Here is a 21,807-nt window from a genome sequence, read left to right on the forward strand (position 1 = left end):
GTGGCCACTTTGATAGAATTTCGTCGGGTTTCAAAAGTTTTTGATGGCGGGGAGAAGAAAATTGAAGCGTTAAAGGAGATTAATATAACCGTTGAAAAAGGGGATATATTCGGGGTTATCGGTTTTAGTGGAGCCGGAAAAAGTACACTCATCCGAACTGTGAATCTACTTGAATATCCTACTTCAGGCGAAGTGATTGTAGAAGGAAAAGACCTTGCCAAGATGTCTGAAAAAGATTTGCGTGAAGCTAAGAAAAATATTGGCATGATATTTCAGCATTTTAATTTACTTAATTCCAAAACAGTCTTTGATAATGTGGCGATGCCATTATTGTTAAGTAAAAAAAAGAAAAAAGAGATTAAAGAACGAGTTAATGAGATTCTCCGCTTTGTTGGTCTAGAAAACAAAGCAATGAACTATCCAAATCAACTTTCAGGTGGACAAAAGCAGCGTGTCGGGATTGCCCGTGCTTTGGCTACAAACCCTTCGATTTTATTATGCGATGAAGCAACATCGGCATTGGATCCACAAACAACAAAATCAATCCTGAATCTGTTGAAACGGATTAATGAAGAATATAAAATTACCATTCTAATTATCACGCACGAAATGGAAGTGATTAAAGAAATTTGTAATCGGGTTGCAGTGATGGAGGATGGGAGCGTGATTGAATCAGGAAATGTAATCGATATTTTTGCCCGTCCACGAACAGAAACAACACGTAACTTCATTCGATCGGTTGTTCGTGATGAAGTGCCATCAAGTGTATATGGATTGCTCAATGAGGATGCCTATTTCAGTCGAATTTTTAAAATTGATTTTTTGGGATTGAGCTCTGGGCAGCCTATCGTTTCAAAAACAGCGAAGAGGTTTAGTGTGGAAATAAACGTTTTGTTCGGCAATATTACTGAGTTACAAGGCATCCCATTTGGTAATTTAATTGTTGAAATAATAGGAAATGAAGATGAAATTGATCGGGCATTACAGTTTATAAAGAATCAAAATGTCAAAGTGAAGGAGGTTACGAAGGATGGAAGTAAGCAAAGAGCTCATTTTAAACGCCTTGTGGGAAACTCTGTACATGGTTAGTATTTCACTTTTTTTTGGAAGCATCATTGGAATATTCTTAGGCATTTTATTGGTTGTAACTAGAAAAGGTCATATTTATGAAAATAGATTTATTTTTTCTATCGTGAATCCGATTGAAAAATTTTCCGATCAATTCCGTTTATTATCTTACTTGTGGCGATTATTCCATTTACAAGACTAATGGTTGGTACGTCGATTGGTACAACAGCAGCAATTGTGCCACTCGTGCTTCATATTGGCCCATATATCTCAAGACTTGTGGAGAATTCGCTATTGGAAGTGGATGAAGGCATTATTGAAGCTGCGAAAGCCATGGGAGCAACGCCGTTACAAATTATTTTCAGGTTTTTAATGCCTGAGGCTTTTGCGTCATTAATTCTAAGTATAACAACTGCAACAATTGGTTTAGTGGGCGCTACAGCCATGGCAGGAGCTATAGGTGGCGGTGGACTTGGAGATGTAGCGATAACATATGGCTATCAACGCTTTAGCACTATTACGATATTCGTCACCGTTGTAATTCTAGTAATTGTTGTTCAGGGAGTACAAAGTTTAGGAAATTTATTCGAACGGAAAATTAGAAGAGTGTAGTGGCGGTAGTGTACAAAGGGAGAGTGGAATGAATGATGAAAAAATATATTTTACCTATACTGCTTATCTTGGGGGTGTTATTGGCAGGTTGCTCAAGTGATTCAACGAATGCAGGAGGGAAACAGAAAGTGAAGGTAGGTATTAGAAATTCTGAACTTCGAACATGGGAATTTTTAAAGGAACAGGCTGAAAAAGAAGGGGTGGAAATTGAACTTGTTAATTTCTCTTCGGCATATGATCCGAACGAAGCGCTGGCAGAAGGGGATATTGATATCAACGCCTTTCAACATGTTGCCTATTTAGATTCATTTAATGCGAACAATAATACAGACATCGTTCCAATTGGGACTACGATTATTGCTCCTCTCGGTTTGTATTCAAGCAAATATAAATCGGTGGAAGAGATCCCAAATGGTGCACAAATTGCTGTGCCCAATGACCAAGCTAACTGGGGAAGAGCTTTATTGCTATTACAAGAAGCAAAACTCTTAAAGGTTGTGGATGACTTTGACGGGAATGGCGGACAGGACAAAATAAAGGAAAATCCGAAGAAAATCAAAATTGTTCCTGTCGATGGTGCCAGTGCCCCGCGTGTGATGGAAGATACAGCTGGTTCAGTGATTAATAATGGGGTTGCGGTAGAAGCGGGACTAAATTTAATAGATGCTCTTATTTATGAAAGCAGTACTGCAAAGCCTTATATTAATATCATAGCGGCTAGGAGTGAAGATCAAGACAATGAAATTTACCGAAAATTAGTTGATCTCTATCAATCAGAGAAAACCGCTAAATTTATTGAAGAAACTTACAATGGAAACTATATTCCAACATTCATTACCTTGAAAGAATTGAGCAGTTATAAGGAGATTTATTCTAATAAATAAGGAAGGAGAGATTAGAATGGCTCAAGACAGACAGATGAAGTTAGCTGCTTATCTGATTGGAACAGGTATGCATGTTGCGTCGTGGCGGCATCCGACATCAAATCCGAATGCAAGTATTGATGTGAAAGCTTTGCAAAGACTCTCGAAAATTGCAGAAAAAGGGAAATTTGACCTTGCCTTTGTGGCAGATAGTTTGGCCATTAATCATGAATCGCATCCTCAAATACTTAATCGATTTGATCCGATTGTACTAATTACAGCATTAGCTTCAGCGACAGAAAAAATCGGCATTGGGGCGACAGCTTCTACAACGTATAGTGAACCATATGTACTCGCTCGCCAATTTGCTTCTGTTGACCATATAAGCGGCGGACGGGTGGGATGGAATGTTGTTACTACAGCTGATGCGACCGGAGAGACGGCCTTGAATTTCAGTCGTGATAAACATTTGGCACACGATCATCGTTATGAACGAGCGGAGGAGTTCATCGACGTTGTCCAAGGATTATGGGATTCGTGGGAAGATGATGCGTTTGTGCATAACAAAGAAACGGGACAATTTTTTGATCCTGATAAAGTGCATGAGCTTCGGTATAAAGGCAACTATTTTTCGGTAAAAGGTCCGTTGAATATTGCACGTTCGGCGCAGGGGCAGCCGGTTATCATTCAAGCGGGTGCGTCTATACCAGGGCAGCGATTAGCCGCTCGAACAGCCGAAGTCGTTTTCACACATTGGGATAACATTGAAGAATCCAAACGATATTATCAAGAATTAAAATCGTCTTTAATGGCCTTTGGAAGAAGCGTGGAAGAGCTTCACATCCTTCACGGCATTTCCCCTATTATCGGAGAAACCGAGGAAATAGCCATTCAAAAATACAATAAACTCCAAAGTCTCGTCGACCCTTATGAGAGTTTGAAATTCGTTTCTGGTTATATGGGCAACGTGGATTTTTCAAAATATTCTTTAGATACACCAGCGAAGGATGTCGAATTTCCATTAGTAAATAGCATACAAAGTAACTTTAATGAAATGAAGAAAATTATTGGTGAAGAAGACATAAAAGTGGGTGAATTATATGCGAGATTTTTCAGTCCTGCCAGACGAGATAGATTTGTCGGTACACCAACTCAAGTAGCTGATGAAATGGAGGTATGGTTTACTGAAAAAGCTGCTGATGGCTTTATGCTTCAATTTCCATTGTTACCAGGCGACTTAGATTTCGTCGAGAAGGTTGTTCCCATTTTACAGGAGAGGGGTTTGTTCCGTTTGGACTATGAAGGAGACACTCTCCGTGATCACCTTGGATTAAAGAATCCAAAAAATCGCTTTGCTAATGAAGAAATATCAAATTATTTGGAATAAGGGATATCTCGCATTTTCATTAGAATCATTAAAGTCATATATAATGGGAGTAAAAAGGAATGAGGGACATAGGAAAAATCCTAGTCCCTCAAATTCTTTTCTCCTAAATATCAACCGCTACTAAAACTAACAAGTTAAGTTCAGCCTTTTCCTGCTTGGAAACCTGGATATTTGGTCATTCCGCCATCAGCATATAAGGTCATTCCCGTTACATAGCTCGATTCAGCGGAAGCGAGCCAAGCGGCACAAGCGGCAATTTGTTCCGGTTTTCCGATGTATCCCATCGGTATCAGGTTGATGACTTCTTGTTTAGCTTTCGGGTCATTGAATTTTTCGGCATTGATGGGTGTGTCGATTGCACCAGGTGAAATATTATTAATGCGGATCCCTTTAGGAGCATATTCAAGTGCAAGGGTTTCTGTCATCATCTTGACTCCGCCCTTACTAGCTGCATAGTGGACAAAATGAGGCCAAGGTATCCGGTCATGAACGGAAGACATGTTAATGATATTGCCCTTAATGCCATGATCGAGCATATAACTGATTGCTTCCCTGCTTGCCAGGAACATCCCCGTTAAATTTACATCGATGACTTTCTGCCAATCTTCAAGAGTCAATTTTTCGCTGGGCACTTCATTTTCAATACCAGCATTGTTGATCATGATGTCGATTGTACCAAAGGTGTCCACAGCGAAAGAAAGCAATTTCTTCACATCCGCTTCCTTTGAAACGTCACCTTGAATGGCTGCGGCTTTCCCGCCTGCTGCTTCAATCGTTTTGATGATTTCCTTATGGTCACCATTTTCAGTGTGATAATTTAATACGACATGTGCTTTTTCTTTACCGAACCTTTCGGCCATGGCTTTTCCTAATCCTTTTGCCGCGCCAGTGATCACGACCACTTTTTTCTCTAAATCTTTATACATCATTCAGCTCTCCTTTGACTATTCTTTTGTAAAGCCAATCATGATTCCGCCAGCAATTACGAGTACACACCCGATGATGACAAAGGCCATTTGCTTTTGGGATTTTTTCTCTCCTAAAAGAAAGATGCCGCCTAAAGTGGAAATGACGATTCCCATTTGGGAAAATGAGAATGCGATGGCCACGCCCACTTTAGGATTAGCGAGCAGGAGACCGATATTACCGACAGCCCACATCATTCCGGTAAGGATATTTCGTCCGGCATACTTATTAAATGGTTTATGTTTAATGGAAAGGAGCAAGGCAGCCAGGAACATGCCAATTGCTTGCGGCAGGATCGCCGACCATCCGTCAACCTCATTCCATCTGACGACGATGACATATGTAACATAACCCACCGTAGAAATGGCAAGGTAAAAAACCCCTTTTTTCATGCTTCCTTCTTTTTTGTTATCACCATCGCCATAGCTTGTCAGCAAGACACCTGTAATCAAACAGATGATTGCAACAATGCCGATGATGATTGTCATCTTGTCATTCCATTCCCTGAAAATGATAACCGCAAAAAGTGTATTTCCTAGAATTTGCAGTCCTGTTGAGATTGGAACGGTTTTCGATACCCCGATTTCCTTGACGCTATTGAATTGAAATAACTGCCCGAATGCCCAGCCTATCCCGGAAATGATGCCGACAATCCATACTAGACTGCTCCATTCCGGCGGATTGATGAAAGTCATCATGATGGCGAACAGTAATGAACCGATTGTAATGCCAAGTGTTTGATTATAAGAGTTGCCTCCGAGTTTTTCGGAAACAAGCACTAAGCTGCCCCATGTCAATGCAGGGAGTAGCGCAAAGAGAAAGCCTTCCACAAAATTTCATCTCCTAAACTAGAAAACAATGTTTCTATCAATATAAAATAGTTAGTAAGCTATTGAGTGTATGTATAGTTTTCCCTTTACACGGGAAAGAAAACATGGTTTTAATTTACCAATTTGTCATTTTATTCTTCGGAGTGGAAACAATGAAATAATAAGTGGTTTATGGTACTTTTAATTTAAAAAATAGTTAGGAGAAATACGATGAAGACACTGAATGAATGGTTTGAAAAGGGGATTCCTGCTCAAGAATTTGTATCTTCGATGAAAGTTCATAAAGAAAACTTACAATCGATCCAGCAAGGTTTTTCCATTTCTGCAGAGGACCAAGAGTTTTTTGATGCATTAAAGAAGAAGGCACTTCGAGTTATTGTCATTACTGAAGACTGGTGCGGAGACGCGATGATGAATATTCCTATACTGCTGAATATATCTGAAGCGGCAAATATCGAAACTCGCATGATTTTACGAGATCAAAATCTTGAACTGATGGATCAATATTTAACGAATGGAACAGCGCGTTCGATTCCCATTTTTATATTCATTGATAAGGATGGTGAAGAAAAGGCTGTTTGGGGACCTCGTGCACCAAAGGTACAAGAGTTCGTAATGGAGTTAAGGTCTGACCTGCCTGCCAAGGATGATGAACGTTTCGAGGCAGAGCAAAAAGCAGTTATTAAAAAGATAACTGCGGCTTTTGCTGAAGAAAAACACCTGTGGGACGAAGTATACGGAAGTATAAAGGAAACATTGGGGAGCTGCTGATTGCGGGTGCATCACTTTTAGTCATGTCCCATAACGGGTGGTAAGCCCATTATGGAATTTATAGGGCTGTTTCAAAACATGGACTGCAACCTGACTGGTTGGTGAATATATAGATATGTTTCCTAACGGTTTTTTCTATAATATTCGTTTTTGAGTCCAAGGTTTTGGAACAGCCTTTTCATTTTTTATGATTCTGGAATAATTGTAACGCCGATTGTTCGAATAGGAGAGTCTTGTTTCGCACTTTGATTCGTTGCTTTGTAGTATTTTAACATTAGATCGTTCAATTCATTTTGGAAGTTAAGGAAGCTTTCATCATCAAGCTTTAGTTCTAAAAGGGAAAAGGTTGAACCATCTTCTGCGCAGTCTCTTTCTTCCAATTTAGTAAGATAGTTTTGATATTGGGTCATAAGGGATAATTGATAATAAGAAAAATAGTTCACCTTTTTTTCATTAGAGGATTTTTTCCATTCTTCCCCGCTAAGTCGTGCTTCTTCTTCATTTAAAACGTAGTATTTTTCGGAAACGGATCTCACTTTTTTCTCTTTTACTATGCGAATGACCCCTGAATCCAAAAGAACCTGTATATGTCTATATAATGTTGCTTGGGGTACATCTTTAATGATTTTTAACATTTCTAATGGTGTTAAACCATTTTCCCTATTTCTCATTAAAGCTTGGGTAATCTTTATTCTTACTGGGTGCATTAAAATTTCAGCTTTATTAATCATCTTATTCTCCTCACATTGGAAATTATAACTGGATAATTTTTAGTGAACTTTCCTGTTGGTCATGAATAATAAGTTTAATTCGTCATATATTGTAATGTTTGAATCATTGTCATTTAAATAAAAATGACACGGTTCGAAAAATAATAGTACCGAAATATTTTTTCGAAGTAAATAATAAGTATTTTTTAATTGTTTTAATTTTTTAAAAAATGTCTACATTTAATGAAAATTAATAAATATCGCTATATTTTTATTATTATTCATTATGATAATATTATCATTATAAATAACAATAAAAACTAAAACAATATTTTATTAAGAAAAAAAATAGGTGCAAAATTCCAAATTAGATGTTATCATTATCGATAATGATAATAATATTTCGTTACCAAAGGAGTGGTATATATGGAATTGCATTATGGATGGAACGAATTGAAAGATATTGATTTCATGTCTATTCTGCCGATCATTTTACCGGTAATTGCAATTGGAATGATTTTAGTGCTTATAGCATTAATTGATTTATACAGAAATCGAAAGACGAGGAAAAATGTTTTATTGTGGACACTCATCATTATTTTTGCAAATACTATCGGTCCAATTCTGTACTTCGTTATCGGTAGAAAGGACAGTGAAAGAATATGAAATTAGAAATTAAAAATGTTACAAAAAAATTTAAAGAAAAAACAGCGGTCAATAATTTTTCAATGGAATTGCAATCAGGGGAATGTGTTGGATTGATTGGGCCAAATGGGGCTGGTAAATCGACACTGATAAAAGTGATTGCAGATATTATAGATCCAAGTATGGGAGAAGTATTGCTTGACGGTAAGAAAATTTCAAAAATGAAAAAGGAAATAGGCTACTTACCACAATATCCTAACTTCTTTCAATGGATGACCGCCAAAGAAACCCTTACTTTCATGGGGCAGCTTTCGGGTATCAAGAGGGAGGAATTATTAAATGGCATCCCAGAGATATTGTCGAAAGTGGGGTTGAGCGGGGAAGAGAATTCAAAGGTGCGGACTTTTTCGGGCGGAATGAAACAAAGGCTTGGTATTGCACAGGCGCTGTTACATAAACCGGCATTGATTGTCATGGATGAACCGGTTTCGGCATTAGATCCCATTGGCCGGAGAGAAGTGTTGAATATCATAAAAGAGATAAAGAAAGATACGACAATTTTATTATCGACGCATATATTAAGCGATGCAGAAGAAATATGTGAGAGGTTTGTCATTATAAAAAGCGGTAAAAAAATTGAGGACACAACGATGTCAGAATTATTGAATAGAAATAGCGGAAATAAAATCAATGTCGACATAACCTCTAAAAGTCAAAAATGGATTGAAAACGTTAAAAGCTTGAACTTCGTCAAAGGTGTAGAGGTAATGGGAAATAAATTGAAGATAGAAGTGGAAGATATTGAGTCAAACAAGAATATGTTACTGGCGAATGCTTTGGAGCATAATGTTGATCTTGTTAGGTTCGAAATAGATAACGATACATTGGAAGAGATATTCTTAAAATTGGTGGTGGGAAAATGAATAATTTTGCCGTTTTAGCTAAAAAGGAATTTGTTCAGATGGTACGTGAATTTAAAGTGATTTGGCTGCCGCTTGTATTTATATTTTTAGGAATAACTCAACCAGTTGTAAGCTATTATTTACCTTCAATATTAGAGGCACTGGGCGGGGGCCAAGGGATCACCATTGATCCAAGCATGGCTGCCCAAAAAGGCGGCGAAGTTCTTGCCAGTACTTTAGGGTCTCAATTTGATCAGCTAGGGGTCATGATCATCATCGTTTCCATGATGGGAGTCGTTCAATCCGATAAAGCAAATGGGATGCTTGCTTTCATACTTACAAGGCCTGTGACGGTTGGATCTTATATAAGCGGGAAAATCATTTCCAATTACCTGTTTGTTGCCTGCAGTGTGGCATTGGGATATTTGGTTTCATATCTGTATGTAGTTTTTTTGTTTACGAGTGTTGATTTTGGGGATTTAATAGTGGCTTTATTGTTCTATCTGCTGTGGATCCTATTTATCGTTTCATTCACGACGATGATAAGTACCATTTTTAATAGCCAGGGTATCATTGCATTAATTTCGATAGTATTTCTCCTTGGCTGTAGAATCATAGTTGGATTAAGTCCGGTAATAGACAATGTGAATCCGGCAAGCATGAGTAAGCATGCCATGGAAGTACTGATTTTAGGCACAGTCAATTCACAGGCGATTTGGGGTGCATTAGCTGCACTTGCATGGACGGCAGTAACGATATTGATAACGAACATATGGATTTCTAAAAAGAAATTCAATAATGAATAAGTTGGGGATGGAAATGTGTTAATCATGAAGTGATGGGAGGATGATAACTTTGTTAAGCATCACAGATTTGGAGAAAAGCTACTCGGCCAAGAAGATTTTGAAAGGTGTGAATCTAGAAATCAAAAAAGGGGAAACCTTAGGTTTTATAGGAGCAAATGGTGCAGGGAAAACCACGACGCTGAACATTATTACAGGCATTTTAGATTCAGAAAATGGAAAGGTTGAAATAAATGGCCTGACCAAAGAAGACGGCATTGAATATAAAAAACAATTTTTCTTCATTCCTGATACTATCAATGTGTTTAACAATGTTTCGGGATTTGATTGGATTCGTTTCTTGATGAACCTATATGGAAATGATGACAAAGAACGGTTGGGGAAATATATCAATCGGTTTGGGATGCAGGAGTCCATTAAAAAGCCAATGGGAAGTTATTCTTATGGAATGATGCATAAGGTATCCCTGATAGCGGCTTTTACGATTAATCCCCCGATCATCATTATGGATGAACCATTGAACGGATTAGATCCAAACGCCGTTTTAGTTTTTAAGGGGTTAATCAAACAATATGTTGAAATGGGCGGTACAGTGTTTTTCTCGACGCACCTGCTGGATGTGGCGGAGAAAATTTGTAATTCAGTGGCTATTTTAAAAGAGGGAAAAATCATCCTGCATGATGAGATACAAAATATAATAGGTGAAAGTTCATTGGAATCTACCTTTATGGAGGCTCAGGTATATGAAGGAAAAACTTCAGTTAACTAGATTTTTCGTTTCTTCCTTCTATAAAATGCCCAAGCAGACAATGTTGCAGGCTGTCCTGATAATAGCCGTTTTTTATATGTTTTTGCAGCTGACTGTCTTTAACGCCGTTGTTTATTTTCTTGGAGATACCCAGGTCTTCCTATTTTATAATTTAACGATTTCCAGCATTCTCGTCTTTGCGTTGGTTTGCTATTTGTCCACATCACAAATATTTTCTTATGATGAATTTAAAGTATTGGCACCTCTGCCACTCACCTATAAGGAAATATCAAGGGCCAAAGTGTTAAGTAGCTTATGGGTCCCGATCACCTTATCAATGATGATCCAAGTGCCAACATTAGGCTTCTTGATAGTCGATCTAAAGTTTATCGAAGCGATTAAATTAATCACGTTTTTACCAATTGTCAATGGTTTAACGGCTTTGTTCCTGCTTTTTATCCTATCGTGCATGAATAGGCATTATTATAGATTCAAAAGTAAAGTAGCATACTTAATGGTTAACATTGCTATCATCCTAACGCTTACGATTATTTCGATTGTATATTTTGCAGGAAAATCATCAGTTGCCATTTCAAAGGTCATCTCGGAAATAGATTTGAATTCTTTTGAAGGGCTAAAAAACTCGTTGGAATTGTTGATGAGACATATATTTGAAACCGCAAATATGATTCCAGTGATTAAATGGATACTGGATGCTTTTGTATCAAATGAAATAACCGTTCAATTCTTTATTATTTATATTTCGATACTGGCAATTGGTTTCCTTTTGTATTCAATGATTATAGAGAACATTTCTGTTCATTACTTTAAAAACGGGATATTGGGAAACAACAAAACGAATGTGAAAAACTCAAAGGTTAATATATCAAAAAATCAATGGAGTAACTATTTACAAAGAGAGATATGGATCATTAAGTCAGAAGCATATTTTAAGATGCAAATCGCTTTAGGTCTTCTTTTGCCGCCGATTTTTTCACTTGTCATGTTATTGCTGATTCAGAATGAAGTGTTCCCGAATTATTTGAATATAACGAAAGAGGGAGTCTTTGATAAATATTTTTCCTATTCGGTCCTTTTCTTGTGTTGTATAAATAATATAAGCGGAACCCCATATTCAAGAGAAGGTAAATATCATTATTTACTGAAAAGCGTCCCGTTTGATGAAAAATATGTTTATTTTTCTAAAGTGATATTTTCATCAATAATCAGTATTATAGCCGTAGTGATCAGCTTTTTGATATTTGCCCTATTTGGCTATTGGGAAATGGAACATGCAGTCATGTTATTAATCACTTCTTGTCTAGTGGTTTGCTATAATCTTCTAACACCATTATATGATATGAAAAATCCTAGTATAGAATGGGAGAACCCATCTGCTGCAATTAAATCCAACCCCAATGTATTAATAAGCCTGCTTTATGGATTGCCATTATTAATCTTGGTAACAGCGATTCATTTTGGCTTGGTGTGGTTCAGTGTCCAACCCCTGATTGGAGCGCTAATGATTTTAGTGATCTCAATAGCGATCAATTCCATTTTGATTAATAGATTGAAATTAAATTTATGAAAGTCTTTATATTAGAAAAATATTTTCGTTTGATAAAGGAAGTACAGAAAATCGGCACTAAATAAATTTAAAAAAGGAGTGTCTTATTATGGGGAAGCACCATGATAAAGATTTTAAAATTTATGCTGCTCGATTAGTATTGGAAGAAGGCAGAAAGCCTAGAGAATTGGCCGAAGAACTTAATATATCCATACCTACATTAAGAAATTGGATCAATATCTATAAGGAAATAAATGAAGTTGACTTGGCGGACTCCAGTAAAGGTTTTTCGGGGCTCAGTCTGAAAGAGGAAAAGGATAAAATAATTAAAGATCTACAGGAAGAGAATGAGATATTAAAAAAGGCCATGCACATTTTTATTAAACAACCAAAATGATGGAACAGTATTAAAGCCATATTTTATTTTTCACAAATTATAGTGAAAAATAAAATATGGCTTTTTTAATTAGAAAATTTCAAGGGATTTTTTCATTCTAAATTCCCACGATAAGTCCTATGAAAATACTACTAAAAAAGAAAAATAATAAAAATTGGTAAAGTTATTATGTAATGTAGATAATTTACAAATTTTTAATAGACTCGGCAAAATTGTTGTGATAAAGTGTTATCGATAATGATAATAGGTAATATTTAACCCAGGAATTGAAATAATTGTTTTAAAAAAGAAATTTTAGAGGGAAAAAATGGAGAAAAATGCGGAATAAAAGAGGGGAGGAAAATTATAATTGATTGAATATTTTATGAATAATAAAAAAATTTATAAATCTTATATCAAGTTTTATGAAGCGGATTCAGTCAATTTGGACTATATTGATGATGTTTTCAACGAAAAAGAATGGAATTATCTAAATTTGCAAAATGGTCCCAAAAGATCCATCGAAGCAAGGAAAAGTTTGTACTTTGGAAAAAAAGCAATTATGGAGTTTTTAGGTATTGGTTTGGATGAAATAAAGAATGTATCCCTGTTGAAAGGAGTCTTTGGACAGCCGGTTATTGTTACTAACTTGTTCTTATTAATGAACATGGGTATATCCATCACACATACGGATAAAACATTCGGAATATTGCTTTTTGATCAATTGCATCCAATGGGAATCGATATTGAGACTAAAACGAAATCAGATTCTGAATTTTTAGAAACCTATTTAACGGAATCCGAGAAAAAAATGATTAAGGAAAGCGATGGTGTTTTAAGTAAAGAAGTTTTCTTTAGTGCAAAAGAAAGTCTATCAAAGATACTAAAAACAGGATTGACCTCTCCACTTGAAATCTATGAAATTTCCAAGGTTGATATGGATCAAGATAGCATCTCACTTTTCTATAAAAATTTTACCCAATATAAATCAACGGTTGTACTCGTGAATGATGAAATAAGGAGTGTTACCTTTCCGATAAATTCTACGAAAATAATTGAGGGGGAATACCAATGGAATTGAAAATGGAAGCGAATGCTGAATTAAAAAACAATAACAGATTAGTACACTATCTTTTTAAAAAAGAGGAAAGAGTTCACAAGTTAATCATTTCGTTATTGCTACTCAGTTTAATAGCAGGTGTCGAAACGACGCTTTTGTTATATTCTGCAGATCAAAAAGGGATGAACGTATTAAATGGCATGTCCATTTCAGAGATCGGGGCAACGAGTTTTGCCATTAACACAATTGTAATGGGAGCTCTTGGATTATTGGTTACATTCATCATTCAAATATTAATTGTGTGCCTATTATTTTTAGTTTTAAAAGAAAGGCCGGTAAATATAAAAGGGATTTGCCAAGCTGTCATAAATGCAGGGATATGCATCGTGATTGGATCTGGTGTTAATGCAATCATCGCATTATTGGTTAAGAGCAAGGAAACGACATTCACTAGTTTATCCTTACTGGTGCATGATAAAAACTCCATCCTTCACACATTCATGGCCGAGTTTGAGTTGTTTTACATTGTCAGTTTAATTCTATTCAGCTATAGTCTCGAAAAATTGGCGCTCATTAAGAGAAGAAACGCATGGATCATAACGATTGTAATCGCTTTGGTTTCTTTGGTTTTTCATATGTTGACAGTTGCATCAGGCACATATTTAAAATAATGGGGGAAAATGATGAATATGAATTCTTTAGCGAATTTATTTGAAGAAAGTGTCAGGAAATATGGAGACCATATTGCAGTAAGAAATAAGGATATGCAATTTACATATAAAGAAACGAATATCTTGGCAAATAAAATGGCAATGTACATAAAGGACAAAGGGATAAATAAAGGAGACAATGTCGGAATCTATATTGAAAAATCCGAGCATGTTTTATTTTTAATCATAGCCCTGCTTAAATTGGGTGTTACTTATGTACCTATCGATCCTAAAAGTCCTGATGAAAGAGTAAAGCATATAATAAAGAATTCAGAATTGAAGTTATTAATTGGAGATAAAAGCCGGATTAAAGACATTGATTGTAATTATGTATCCATTGATGAAGTGATAGAGAATTCAAAAGAAATGACAGGTGAGAATCTACATACTTTAATTGACCCAGAGGATCCAGCCTATATCATTTTCACATCGGGCTCTACAGGAAAACCTAAAGGAGTTTGCGTTTCACATGAAAATGTCATGAACTTATTTTATGGCTGCGACGATTTGTTCGAATTTACTAATAAAGATAAATGGACATTTTTCCATTCCTACGCATTTGATTTCTCCGTCTGGGAGATGTGGGGGGCTTGGATATATGGCGGAGAAGTTGTAGTGGTTTCATTTGAAGAAAGCAGAAATCCAATATCCTTTGTTGAATTATTGATAAATACACAAACAACCGTTTTTAATTGTACGCCAAGCGCTTTCTTCGAAGTGAGTGGTGAGCTCCTAAATCGTCAAAATGAATTAAGTTTAAAATACATTATTTTTGGAGGGGAAGCATTAAACTTCAAGAAATTGACGCAGTGGTTTTCTCCCAAAAATGGCAGGCTGCCAAAGCTAATAAATATGTATGGAATAACAGAAACTACCGTTCATGTAACATACAAAGAAATCGCCAATAGTGATGTGGAAAAAGGAATGACCAATATCGGAAAAGTCCTGCCTCATCTTGGATTCAAAGTGATGAATCAAAATGGACAAGAAGTAACTGGAGATGAAGAGGGAGAGTTATACGTTTCAGGAAAAGGTGTATCGCTTGGCTACTATAAAAATCCGATGATGAATGAGATGAAATTTACGGATATTGATAATGTCCGCTACTATAAGTCAGGGGATGTAGTGAAACTGTTGGATGATGGTGATCTGCAATATATCTCCAGGAATGATGAGCAAGTGCAGCTAAGAGGTTTCAGGATTGAATTAGGGGAAATTGAGAGCGCGTATAATGAATTGCAAAACATCAAGAATGCAGTTGTTACGATGGATAAAGCGTTTAACGATGATATGCATTTATTTTTATACTATGTTGCTGATGAAGAATTCGCTGCTGATTATTTGAGGGAAAGTGTAAAAAGCTCATTGCCAGCGTATATGATTCCAAGCTTTTTTATCAAGGTGGACAACATCCCCCTAACTGTAAATGGAAAACTGGATAAATCACTATTACCAAAATTCATAATAAAAGACTGTGAAGCTACACCGAATATCAAGAGTCCAGCAGATGAAACTATAAGTGAAAAAGTAAGGGAATTGGTTGTTAGCATCATAGGCAATGGGGTTATAAAAAATAATCAGTCGCTACTTGAAAGTGGAATGAACTCATTATCGATAATGAGATTGATTGTCAATATTAAAAATCAATTTCAGATTGAAATTGCTCCTTCCGTTTTATTGGAAAACGATACGATTATGAAATTATCCGAAGTCATAGAAGCTCGTCAAAAAGAAGAGGTAAAGCAAGATTATACACCTATCCATATCAATGTCAGAAATACATACCCTTTAACATATGAGCAAGAAAATTTGTGGTTCATTCATCAAACCAATGTGGACAAATCATTATATAACATCGTTTTTTCGTATGAAATAGCAGGTGAAGTGAATGAAGGAAACCTGGGATTATCGTTAAATAAGCTAAGCAATAAACATCAAATTTTAAAAAGTGTCATTAGGGAAGAAGCTGGAATGGGCATCTTGGTTTTCGATGAGTCGATTCATCATGTTATTAATTATTTCGATGTTTCGGACCTTCCTTTAGACATGCAGGAAGAAAAAGTGAATCACTTCGTGAAGGAAGAAGCGGAACGGCAATTTGATTTAGAAAATGGTCCCCTCCTATCAATTACGTTAGTGAAGACGAATGAAAGTGAATATCAATTATTATGTAACATCCACCATATTATTTTTGATGGTTGGTCGATTCCAATAATGATCAATGATTGGTTTTCCATTTATGAGGAAATCGAGAATGGCGACCGAAATGATAGAGATAACCAAGCAATCCAATATGGAGATTATGCTTTATGGCAAAAAAACTCACCAAATTATGTAACAGGTAAGGATAATGAGTTCTGGAGCAATGAAATAGCGGCATTACGGCAAAAGTCTTTTTTACAATATGATCATCAAAAAAACGGAGAAGGTAAAAGCGCGTCTGATATTATCAGCTTTTTGTTACCTAAAGAAATTAAAGACAACCTGGAAAGCCTTCATAAAAAAACGAAATCGACTTTGTTCATGAGTTTACTTACCGCCTATCAAACCTTTTTATCGGTTTACTTTGATGAAGAGCAAGTTGTCGTCGGCAGCCCTTTGGCGAAGAGAAACCATGTGGATACTGAACAATTGATAGGATATTTCGTCAACACCTTGCCCTTTAAATTACATGTATCCCAGGAAGATTCATTTGAAGGGATTTTGCGAAAAAACATAAAAAAAATTGCAGGTGTTTTTGACCATCAAAATTTACCTACTAAGGATATTTTGAAATATTTATCGGCAGAAAGAACCATGGAAAATACGCCATTGTTCGATACAGTATTCGTCCTGCAAAATAACCAAAAAGAAAAGCTGGCATATAGGAATTTCAAGTTAAAACCGAGAAAAATCAATACCTTTAAAGCTAAATTTGATTTGGTTGTTCAGGCAGAAGAAATGGATGAGGATGAATTAGTCATTTCATTTGAATTCAACAACTCATTATTCAATAAAACGACGATTCAAAGAATGGCTAGTAATTTTCAGCATTGGCTGTTAGAGATTACAACCAAGGCAAGCAAGCGGATAAAGGACATAACATACTTAGAGCCTGCACAGTTGCGATCATTAATCGAAATGGGGACAGGCAATGTAACTCAAGAAGTGGAAGATCATCGTTTTGAAGATGTAATAACCAGGTTTGAGAATAAAGTGAGTACAAATTTCAATGATGTTGCCATTGTTCATGGTGATGATCAGGTGACGTATAGCGAGTTAAATGCCCAGGCAAATCAGGTGGCACAACGCTTATTCCTAAATCATGTAGGTGTAGAGGATAGAATTGGGATTTTTATGGATCGATCGATCAATATGGTTACGGCCATTTTAGCCATTATGAAAGTTGGGGCGGCATATGTGCCTTTGGACCCGTCACAGCCAGAGTCACGGCTGAAACATATGATTGAGGATTCTCAAATCACATATTGCTTAAGTAATGAAGAAGGACTTCCAAAGTATCCCGGTGAAGAAGGAAAACTATTATGTATCGAAGACATACTAAAAGAACGGGAAATGAAGTGCTCAGAATTCCATTCAAGAAAGATATCGGAAAGTGATCTGGCCTATATCATCTACACTTCAGGAACAACGGGAAAACCTAAAGGGGTCATGATTGAACATGGAGGGTTGGCCAACCTCTGTAATTGGCATATCAATTATTATTCAGTAGATGGAAAGGATGCAGCAGTACTGGTTTCGAATACATCTTTTGACGCTTCCGTTTGGGAGATATTCCCTTATTTGACGAATGGGAATAAACTCCTGATACTGGATTACTATGATTTATTGGATGTAGAGATCCTTTCGGAGAAGATGGAAAAGGAGAAGGTAACACTCGCGTTTTTTTCAACGGGGCTGCTCGAGCAATTATTTATTAACGATATGAAATTTCCAGAATCTATCAGAGCTATTTTGACAGGGGGAGATCGTTTAAAAACGATACCCGAGCGTTTGAGCTTTGATTTATATAATAATTATGGTCCAACGGAGGGCACGGTCGTTGCGACAGCATATAAGGTACTTCCAAGTGATGATACAGTGATTCCAATCGGAAAGCCAATCTTAAATGCAGAAGCATACTTGTTCAATTCCAGGATGAAGCCTGTTCCTAAAGGTCAAATAGGCGAGCTGTATATCGGCGGGAAAGGCATTGCAAGGGGGTATATAAATAATCCGGGGAAAAACGATGAAAGTTTCATTCAAAATCCGTTCAATCCCTCAAGGAAACTATATAAAACTGGAGATTTGGTTAAGTATGCCGAAGATGGAAATCTACTCTTTGCAGGCAGGGCTGATGACCAAGTGAAAATACGCGGATATCGTATCGAACTTGGGGAGGTCAGTGCAGTTCTAAATAAATGCCCTGGTATAAAGGATTGCTATATAGCGATAAAAGATGAATCTAAATCGAAGAAATTCATCATGGCCTATTATATCTCCGACAATGACCTTGAAGAAAATTATATCCGGGATTATATGAAGAATCATCTTCCCCATTATATGATTCCTTCTTATTTCATTAAAATGGAGTCCTTTCCGCTAACCGTTAACGGCAAGGTGGATGCGAAGAACTTGCCGGATACAAAAACGAACCCGGAAGGAACTAACAGTAAAAGTGTCATGAATGGAACGGAACAAAAATTGTTAAAGATATGGAAAGAGGTGCTGAATAATCAGGAAATAACCATCTTTGATAACTTTTTCGAATGTGGAGGAGATTCCATCCTAAGCATTCAAATTTGTTCACTTGCCAAGAAAGAAAATCTTCTCATCACATCAAAAAACATCTTTGAAAAACAAAGTATCGAAGAGCTGGCAAAGGTTGTGGAATTGACGGGCGATGTAACGATAAATCAGTCTGATGTTTTTGGAAAGGCACCATTTACACCTATTCAAAGTTGGTTTTTCACTCAACAAATAAATAATTTTAATCATTGGAATCAATCTGTAACGTTAAAGGGCTACCCGCAATTGAATGAGAAAGCGCTGCAAAGAATCATGGCCCATATCGTCAGACATCATGATGGGCTCAGATCAAGGTTCAATAGAGAAGAATCATTTTCGCAGGTGGAAAAGCAAATCGGCCCGTCTGAAAATTGGACTTTGAATTACGTAAATCTATCAAACCTGAATAAGGACCAACAGGAACGGGAAATAGCTAGACTCGGGATCGGTGCACAACAGGGCATCAACATTTCAAACGGACCACTAATGAAAATAGTATGCATCAATACTGGGCAAAACGAGCATGTAATCATTTGGATCATTCATCATTTACTTGTTGATGGGGTTTCCTGGAGAATCTTGATCGAAGATTTTGACCGGCTATATATTCAAGATATAAACAATCAGGAACTAAAACTGGATAATAAAACGACATCATATAAGGAATGGGCGAATAACCTCAATGAATATAAAAATAGCATTCCTTTAGGCATTAAAGAGTACTGGCTGAATGAACATGAAACGGTATATGAAAACGCCCTGGTCAAAACAGGAAATGTTTACGATGGAAAATCATTTGAAATGAAACTGAATAAAGAGATTACAAACAAAATCTATAATGATATGACAAAAACGTATAAAGCATCTATCGATGAAATATACTTATCCATTTTCGCAGCGCTAATCGGGAAATATTTTAATAAAAAAGATATTCATTTTACTTTGGAGGGACATGGTCGCGAAGAGTTATTTGCAGGTGTCGATCTGTCCAGGACAGTAGGCTGGTTTACGACCATGTGCCCGGTTTATATAGAAAATAAAGAATCGATTTCGAACACGATTCAAGGTACAAAGAAAAAATTAAGGTCCCTGCCTAATAAAGGGATTGAGTATGGAATCATAACCGAATTATGCGGCGAGACACATATGAAACAAAATAGGCCGATCATCAGTTTCAATAATCTAGGTAGATTTCATCAAAACAATGAATGGGCTGCAAAAGAGGTCACCTTTTTTAGTGAACAAGATATTCAACATAATTCCTATACCGAACATGAAGTCGATATCGAATTGCTTGTAGTGAATGAGGAGCAAACCATAAAAATAAACTATAACAGACATTTCGTAAGAGAAGATTTTGAGCAATATATGCAACATAATATGCAGGAATTGTTACGGACATTGGAAGAAGAAACAAGGGGAAAACAGATGTACCGTCCGGAAGACTTTCCATTGGTGGATATGCCTGAAGAGGAATTTAACCAACTCTTGCACAAAGAAACAAGAATTGTTGATATTTATGAATTGACGGCTTTGCAAAAAGGGATGTTGTACCATAGCTTGTTTGATAGTGAAAGCAGCCAGTATAAAGTGCAGCTCATTTTTGATATTAAAGGTTTTCTGGACGTCGAAAAATTAACCAATGCCATTGTGACAACTGCAGGGAAACATGACATTTTAAAAACCAAATTGTATTCAAGCAGAAAAGGGGTATTCTACCAACTGTTAATGAGTTCCATGGATACCGAGATTGAATATGAAGAAATGATCGATCATCAAGAGAAGTTGGAAAAGTTGTTAGCTGATCAATATAAGATCATAGATATCGAGAATAATAAGCTGAATCGCTTCATGATCGTTAAGCTTGCGGAAAATCAATACCAATTAATATGGACATTCCATCATATTATTATGGATGGCTGGAGTTACTCGATGGTGATTAATGACATTTTTGCTGCTTATCATTCAATAACACCATCATCATCCGTGAGTCCTTCATTTAAAAAGTATGTTGAATATATGAAAGATTATACAAGTAATAAGGAACTGCGGGACTATTGGGCAGGAAAGTTGGAAGGTGCCCGAAATTCCGGATCCAGTTTAATGGGAGTGCAAGAAGGCGAGGGGTACATTGAGAATAGCTACTTGAAAGTATTGGATGAAGAATTAAGTGATTCCATTCAACGATTCTGTCAGGAATACAAGATTACCATGAATACTTTCTTTCTAACCATTTGGCTAGCCACTTTGAAAGAAATAAAAGGTACGGAATATGTATGCTGCGGCGTAGTGACATCCGGCAGGAATATTCCTATCCAAAATATTGAGGCAATGGTTGGTCCATTTATCAACACTGTGCCGTTCATCAAGCATATCAGCCATGAAAAGACCTACATGGAAATACTGGATGAGGTTCAAAATGAATTTTTGGAATTAAGTGCCTATGAGAATACACCTTTATCAGAGATTTATGAGTGGGCTAATTTGGAAAACCAACTATTTGAATCATTATATGCTTTTGAAAACTATCCGATGAAACTAGCTAATAATGATGAAATCAATGTGAGTTTGAAAGAAGGACGGGAAACGACCCATTATCCAATCGTCATCATCATCACCCCTGGTTCAAGTGTTCAAATTAAATTTAATGAGGCAGCGGTCAATCCAAAGTTAAGGTCATCCGTACTTTCTATATTTAATCAAATCTTAAGTGAAATGCTGGAAAAATCAAAAGTGAAATGAGGGGAAATATATGGAGATAACAATTGCGGTGAAGGAAAGGTTAATTGAGGAAAAACTTATTGGATTTTGGAAAGAAATTTTAGAACAAGAGACAATAGATACAGATTCCAACTTCTTTGACTTAGGGGGGAATTCCCTTTTAGCGATGCAATTTATTCAAATGGTGAAGAATAACCTGGGAGTGAGATTACCAATCAAGGTGATGTTCGAACAATCCACCATCAAGGAACTATCAGTACTCATCAAACAATTGGACGATATGCATAAGTTAAGTTGAATG

Annotated in this window: 17 protein-coding genes and 1 pseudogene; 15 read left to right on the top strand and 3 right to left on the bottom strand. The window is 36.5% G+C overall.

Annotation, left to right across the window (positions count from 1 at the left end):
* Positions 1 to 9 precede the first annotated feature (9 nt).
* The 4 genes and pseudogenes from MHB45_RS00985 (at position 10) to MHB45_RS01000 (ending at position 3,930) form a co-directional block, all read left to right on the top strand.
* Positions 10 to 1,089, top strand: coding sequence for a methionine ABC transporter ATP-binding protein (locus tag MHB45_RS00985; RefSeq protein WP_072272385.1), 1,080 nt, complete (start codon positions 10 to 12; stop codon positions 1,087 to 1,089).
* Positions 1,031 to 1,680: pseudogene (locus MHB45_RS00990) on the top strand (methionine ABC transporter permease). Before MHB45_RS00985 ends, MHB45_RS00990 begins: the two are co-directional and overlap by 59 nt.
* Before the next feature lie 35 nt (positions 1,681 to 1,715).
* Positions 1,716 to 2,564 (top strand): MetQ/NlpA family ABC transporter substrate-binding protein, encoded by an 849-nt coding sequence (locus MHB45_RS00995; protein ID WP_176702886.1) that lies wholly within the window; start codon positions 1,716 to 1,718, stop codon positions 2,562 to 2,564.
* A gap of 16 nt (positions 2,565 to 2,580) precedes the next feature.
* The gene (locus tag MHB45_RS01000) at positions 2,581 to 3,930 is read left to right on the top strand and encodes an LLM class flavin-dependent oxidoreductase (protein ID WP_072272387.1); all 1,350 of its coding nucleotides are present in this window, start codon (positions 2,581 to 2,583) and stop codon (positions 3,928 to 3,930) included.
* Between the two features lie 140 nt (positions 3,931 to 4,070).
* Here the strand turns inward: MHB45_RS01000 and MHB45_RS01005 are convergent, their stop codons facing one another.
* Entirely contained in the window at positions 4,071 to 4,856 is a 786-nt protein-coding gene (locus MHB45_RS01005) for a glucose-1-dehydrogenase (RefSeq protein WP_260088794.1), read from the bottom strand.
* Between the two features lie 18 nt (positions 4,857 to 4,874).
* Entirely contained in the window at positions 4,875 to 5,726 is an 852-nt protein-coding gene (locus MHB45_RS01010; protein WP_048679030.1) for a GRP family sugar transporter, read from the bottom strand.
* A 210-nt stretch (positions 5,727 to 5,936) separates the two neighbouring features.
* On the opposite strand from MHB45_RS01010, the gene MHB45_RS01015 reads away from it, so the two are divergent.
* Entirely contained in the window at positions 5,937 to 6,497 is a 561-nt protein-coding gene (locus MHB45_RS01015; protein ID WP_072272389.1) for a thioredoxin family protein, read from the top strand.
* A gap of 185 nt (positions 6,498 to 6,682) precedes the next feature.
* Here the strand turns inward: MHB45_RS01015 and MHB45_RS01020 are convergent, their stop codons facing one another.
* Positions 6,683 to 7,228, bottom strand: a complete 546-nt coding sequence (locus MHB45_RS01020) for a helix-turn-helix domain-containing protein (RefSeq protein WP_034305549.1) — start codon at positions 7,226 to 7,228, stop codon at positions 6,683 to 6,685.
* A 405-nt stretch (positions 7,229 to 7,633) separates the two neighbouring features.
* Here MHB45_RS01020 and MHB45_RS01025 point away from each other — a divergent pair, with 405 nt between their 5' ends.
* From MHB45_RS01025 to MHB45_RS01070, 10 genes are all read left to right on the top strand, one after another.
* Positions 7,634 to 7,873, top strand: a complete 240-nt coding sequence (locus MHB45_RS01025; protein ID WP_034305547.1) for a PLD nuclease N-terminal domain-containing protein — start codon at positions 7,634 to 7,636, stop codon at positions 7,871 to 7,873.
* Complete coding sequence (locus MHB45_RS01030) at positions 7,870 to 8,775, top strand: ABC transporter ATP-binding protein (protein ID WP_072272390.1); 906 nt, start codon at positions 7,870 to 7,872, stop codon at positions 8,773 to 8,775. The genes MHB45_RS01025 and MHB45_RS01030 overlap by 4 nt, the downstream gene beginning before the upstream one ends.
* Positions 8,772 to 9,560, top strand: coding sequence for an ABC transporter permease (locus tag MHB45_RS01035; protein ID WP_048679040.1), 789 nt, complete (start codon positions 8,772 to 8,774; stop codon positions 9,558 to 9,560). The genes MHB45_RS01030 and MHB45_RS01035 overlap by 4 nt, the downstream gene beginning before the upstream one ends.
* Before the next feature lie 49 nt (positions 9,561 to 9,609).
* Positions 9,610 to 10,326, top strand: coding sequence for an ABC transporter ATP-binding protein (locus MHB45_RS01040; RefSeq protein ID WP_072272391.1), 717 nt, complete (start codon positions 9,610 to 9,612; stop codon positions 10,324 to 10,326).
* Entirely contained in the window at positions 10,301 to 11,893 is a 1,593-nt protein-coding gene (locus MHB45_RS01045; RefSeq protein ID WP_072272392.1) for a hypothetical protein, read from the top strand. The genes MHB45_RS01040 and MHB45_RS01045 overlap by 26 nt, the downstream gene beginning before the upstream one ends.
* Positions 11,894 to 11,981: 88 nt before the next feature.
* Positions 11,982 to 12,269 (top strand): transposase, encoded by a 288-nt coding sequence (locus tag MHB45_RS01050; RefSeq protein WP_072272393.1) that lies wholly within the window; start codon positions 11,982 to 11,984, stop codon positions 12,267 to 12,269.
* 349 nt (positions 12,270 to 12,618) lie between these two features.
* Positions 12,619 to 13,329: a 4'-phosphopantetheinyl transferase family protein gene (locus MHB45_RS01055; RefSeq protein WP_048679049.1), complete on the top strand. Its 711-nt coding sequence runs from the start codon at positions 12,619 to 12,621 to the stop codon at positions 13,327 to 13,329.
* Entirely contained in the window at positions 13,320 to 13,979 is a 660-nt protein-coding gene (locus tag MHB45_RS01060; protein ID WP_048679052.1) for a hypothetical protein, read from the top strand. Before MHB45_RS01055 ends, MHB45_RS01060 begins: the two co-directional genes overlap by 10 nt.
* 12 nt (positions 13,980 to 13,991) lie before the next feature.
* Entirely contained in the window at positions 13,992 to 21,527 is a 7,536-nt protein-coding gene (locus MHB45_RS01065; protein ID WP_072272394.1) for a non-ribosomal peptide synthetase, read from the top strand.
* 10 nt (positions 21,528 to 21,537) lie between these two features.
* On the top strand, positions 21,538 to 21,804 hold the full coding sequence (locus MHB45_RS01070; protein WP_048679062.1) for a phosphopantetheine-binding protein: 267 nt from the start codon (positions 21,538 to 21,540) through the stop codon (positions 21,802 to 21,804).
* Positions 21,805 to 21,807 lie beyond the last annotated feature (3 nt).

Source organism: Peribacillus sp. FSL K6-5616 (genome assembly GCF_038008245.1).
Taxonomy (GTDB): Bacteria; Bacillota; Bacilli; order Bacillales; family DSM-1321; genus Peribacillus; species Peribacillus frigoritolerans.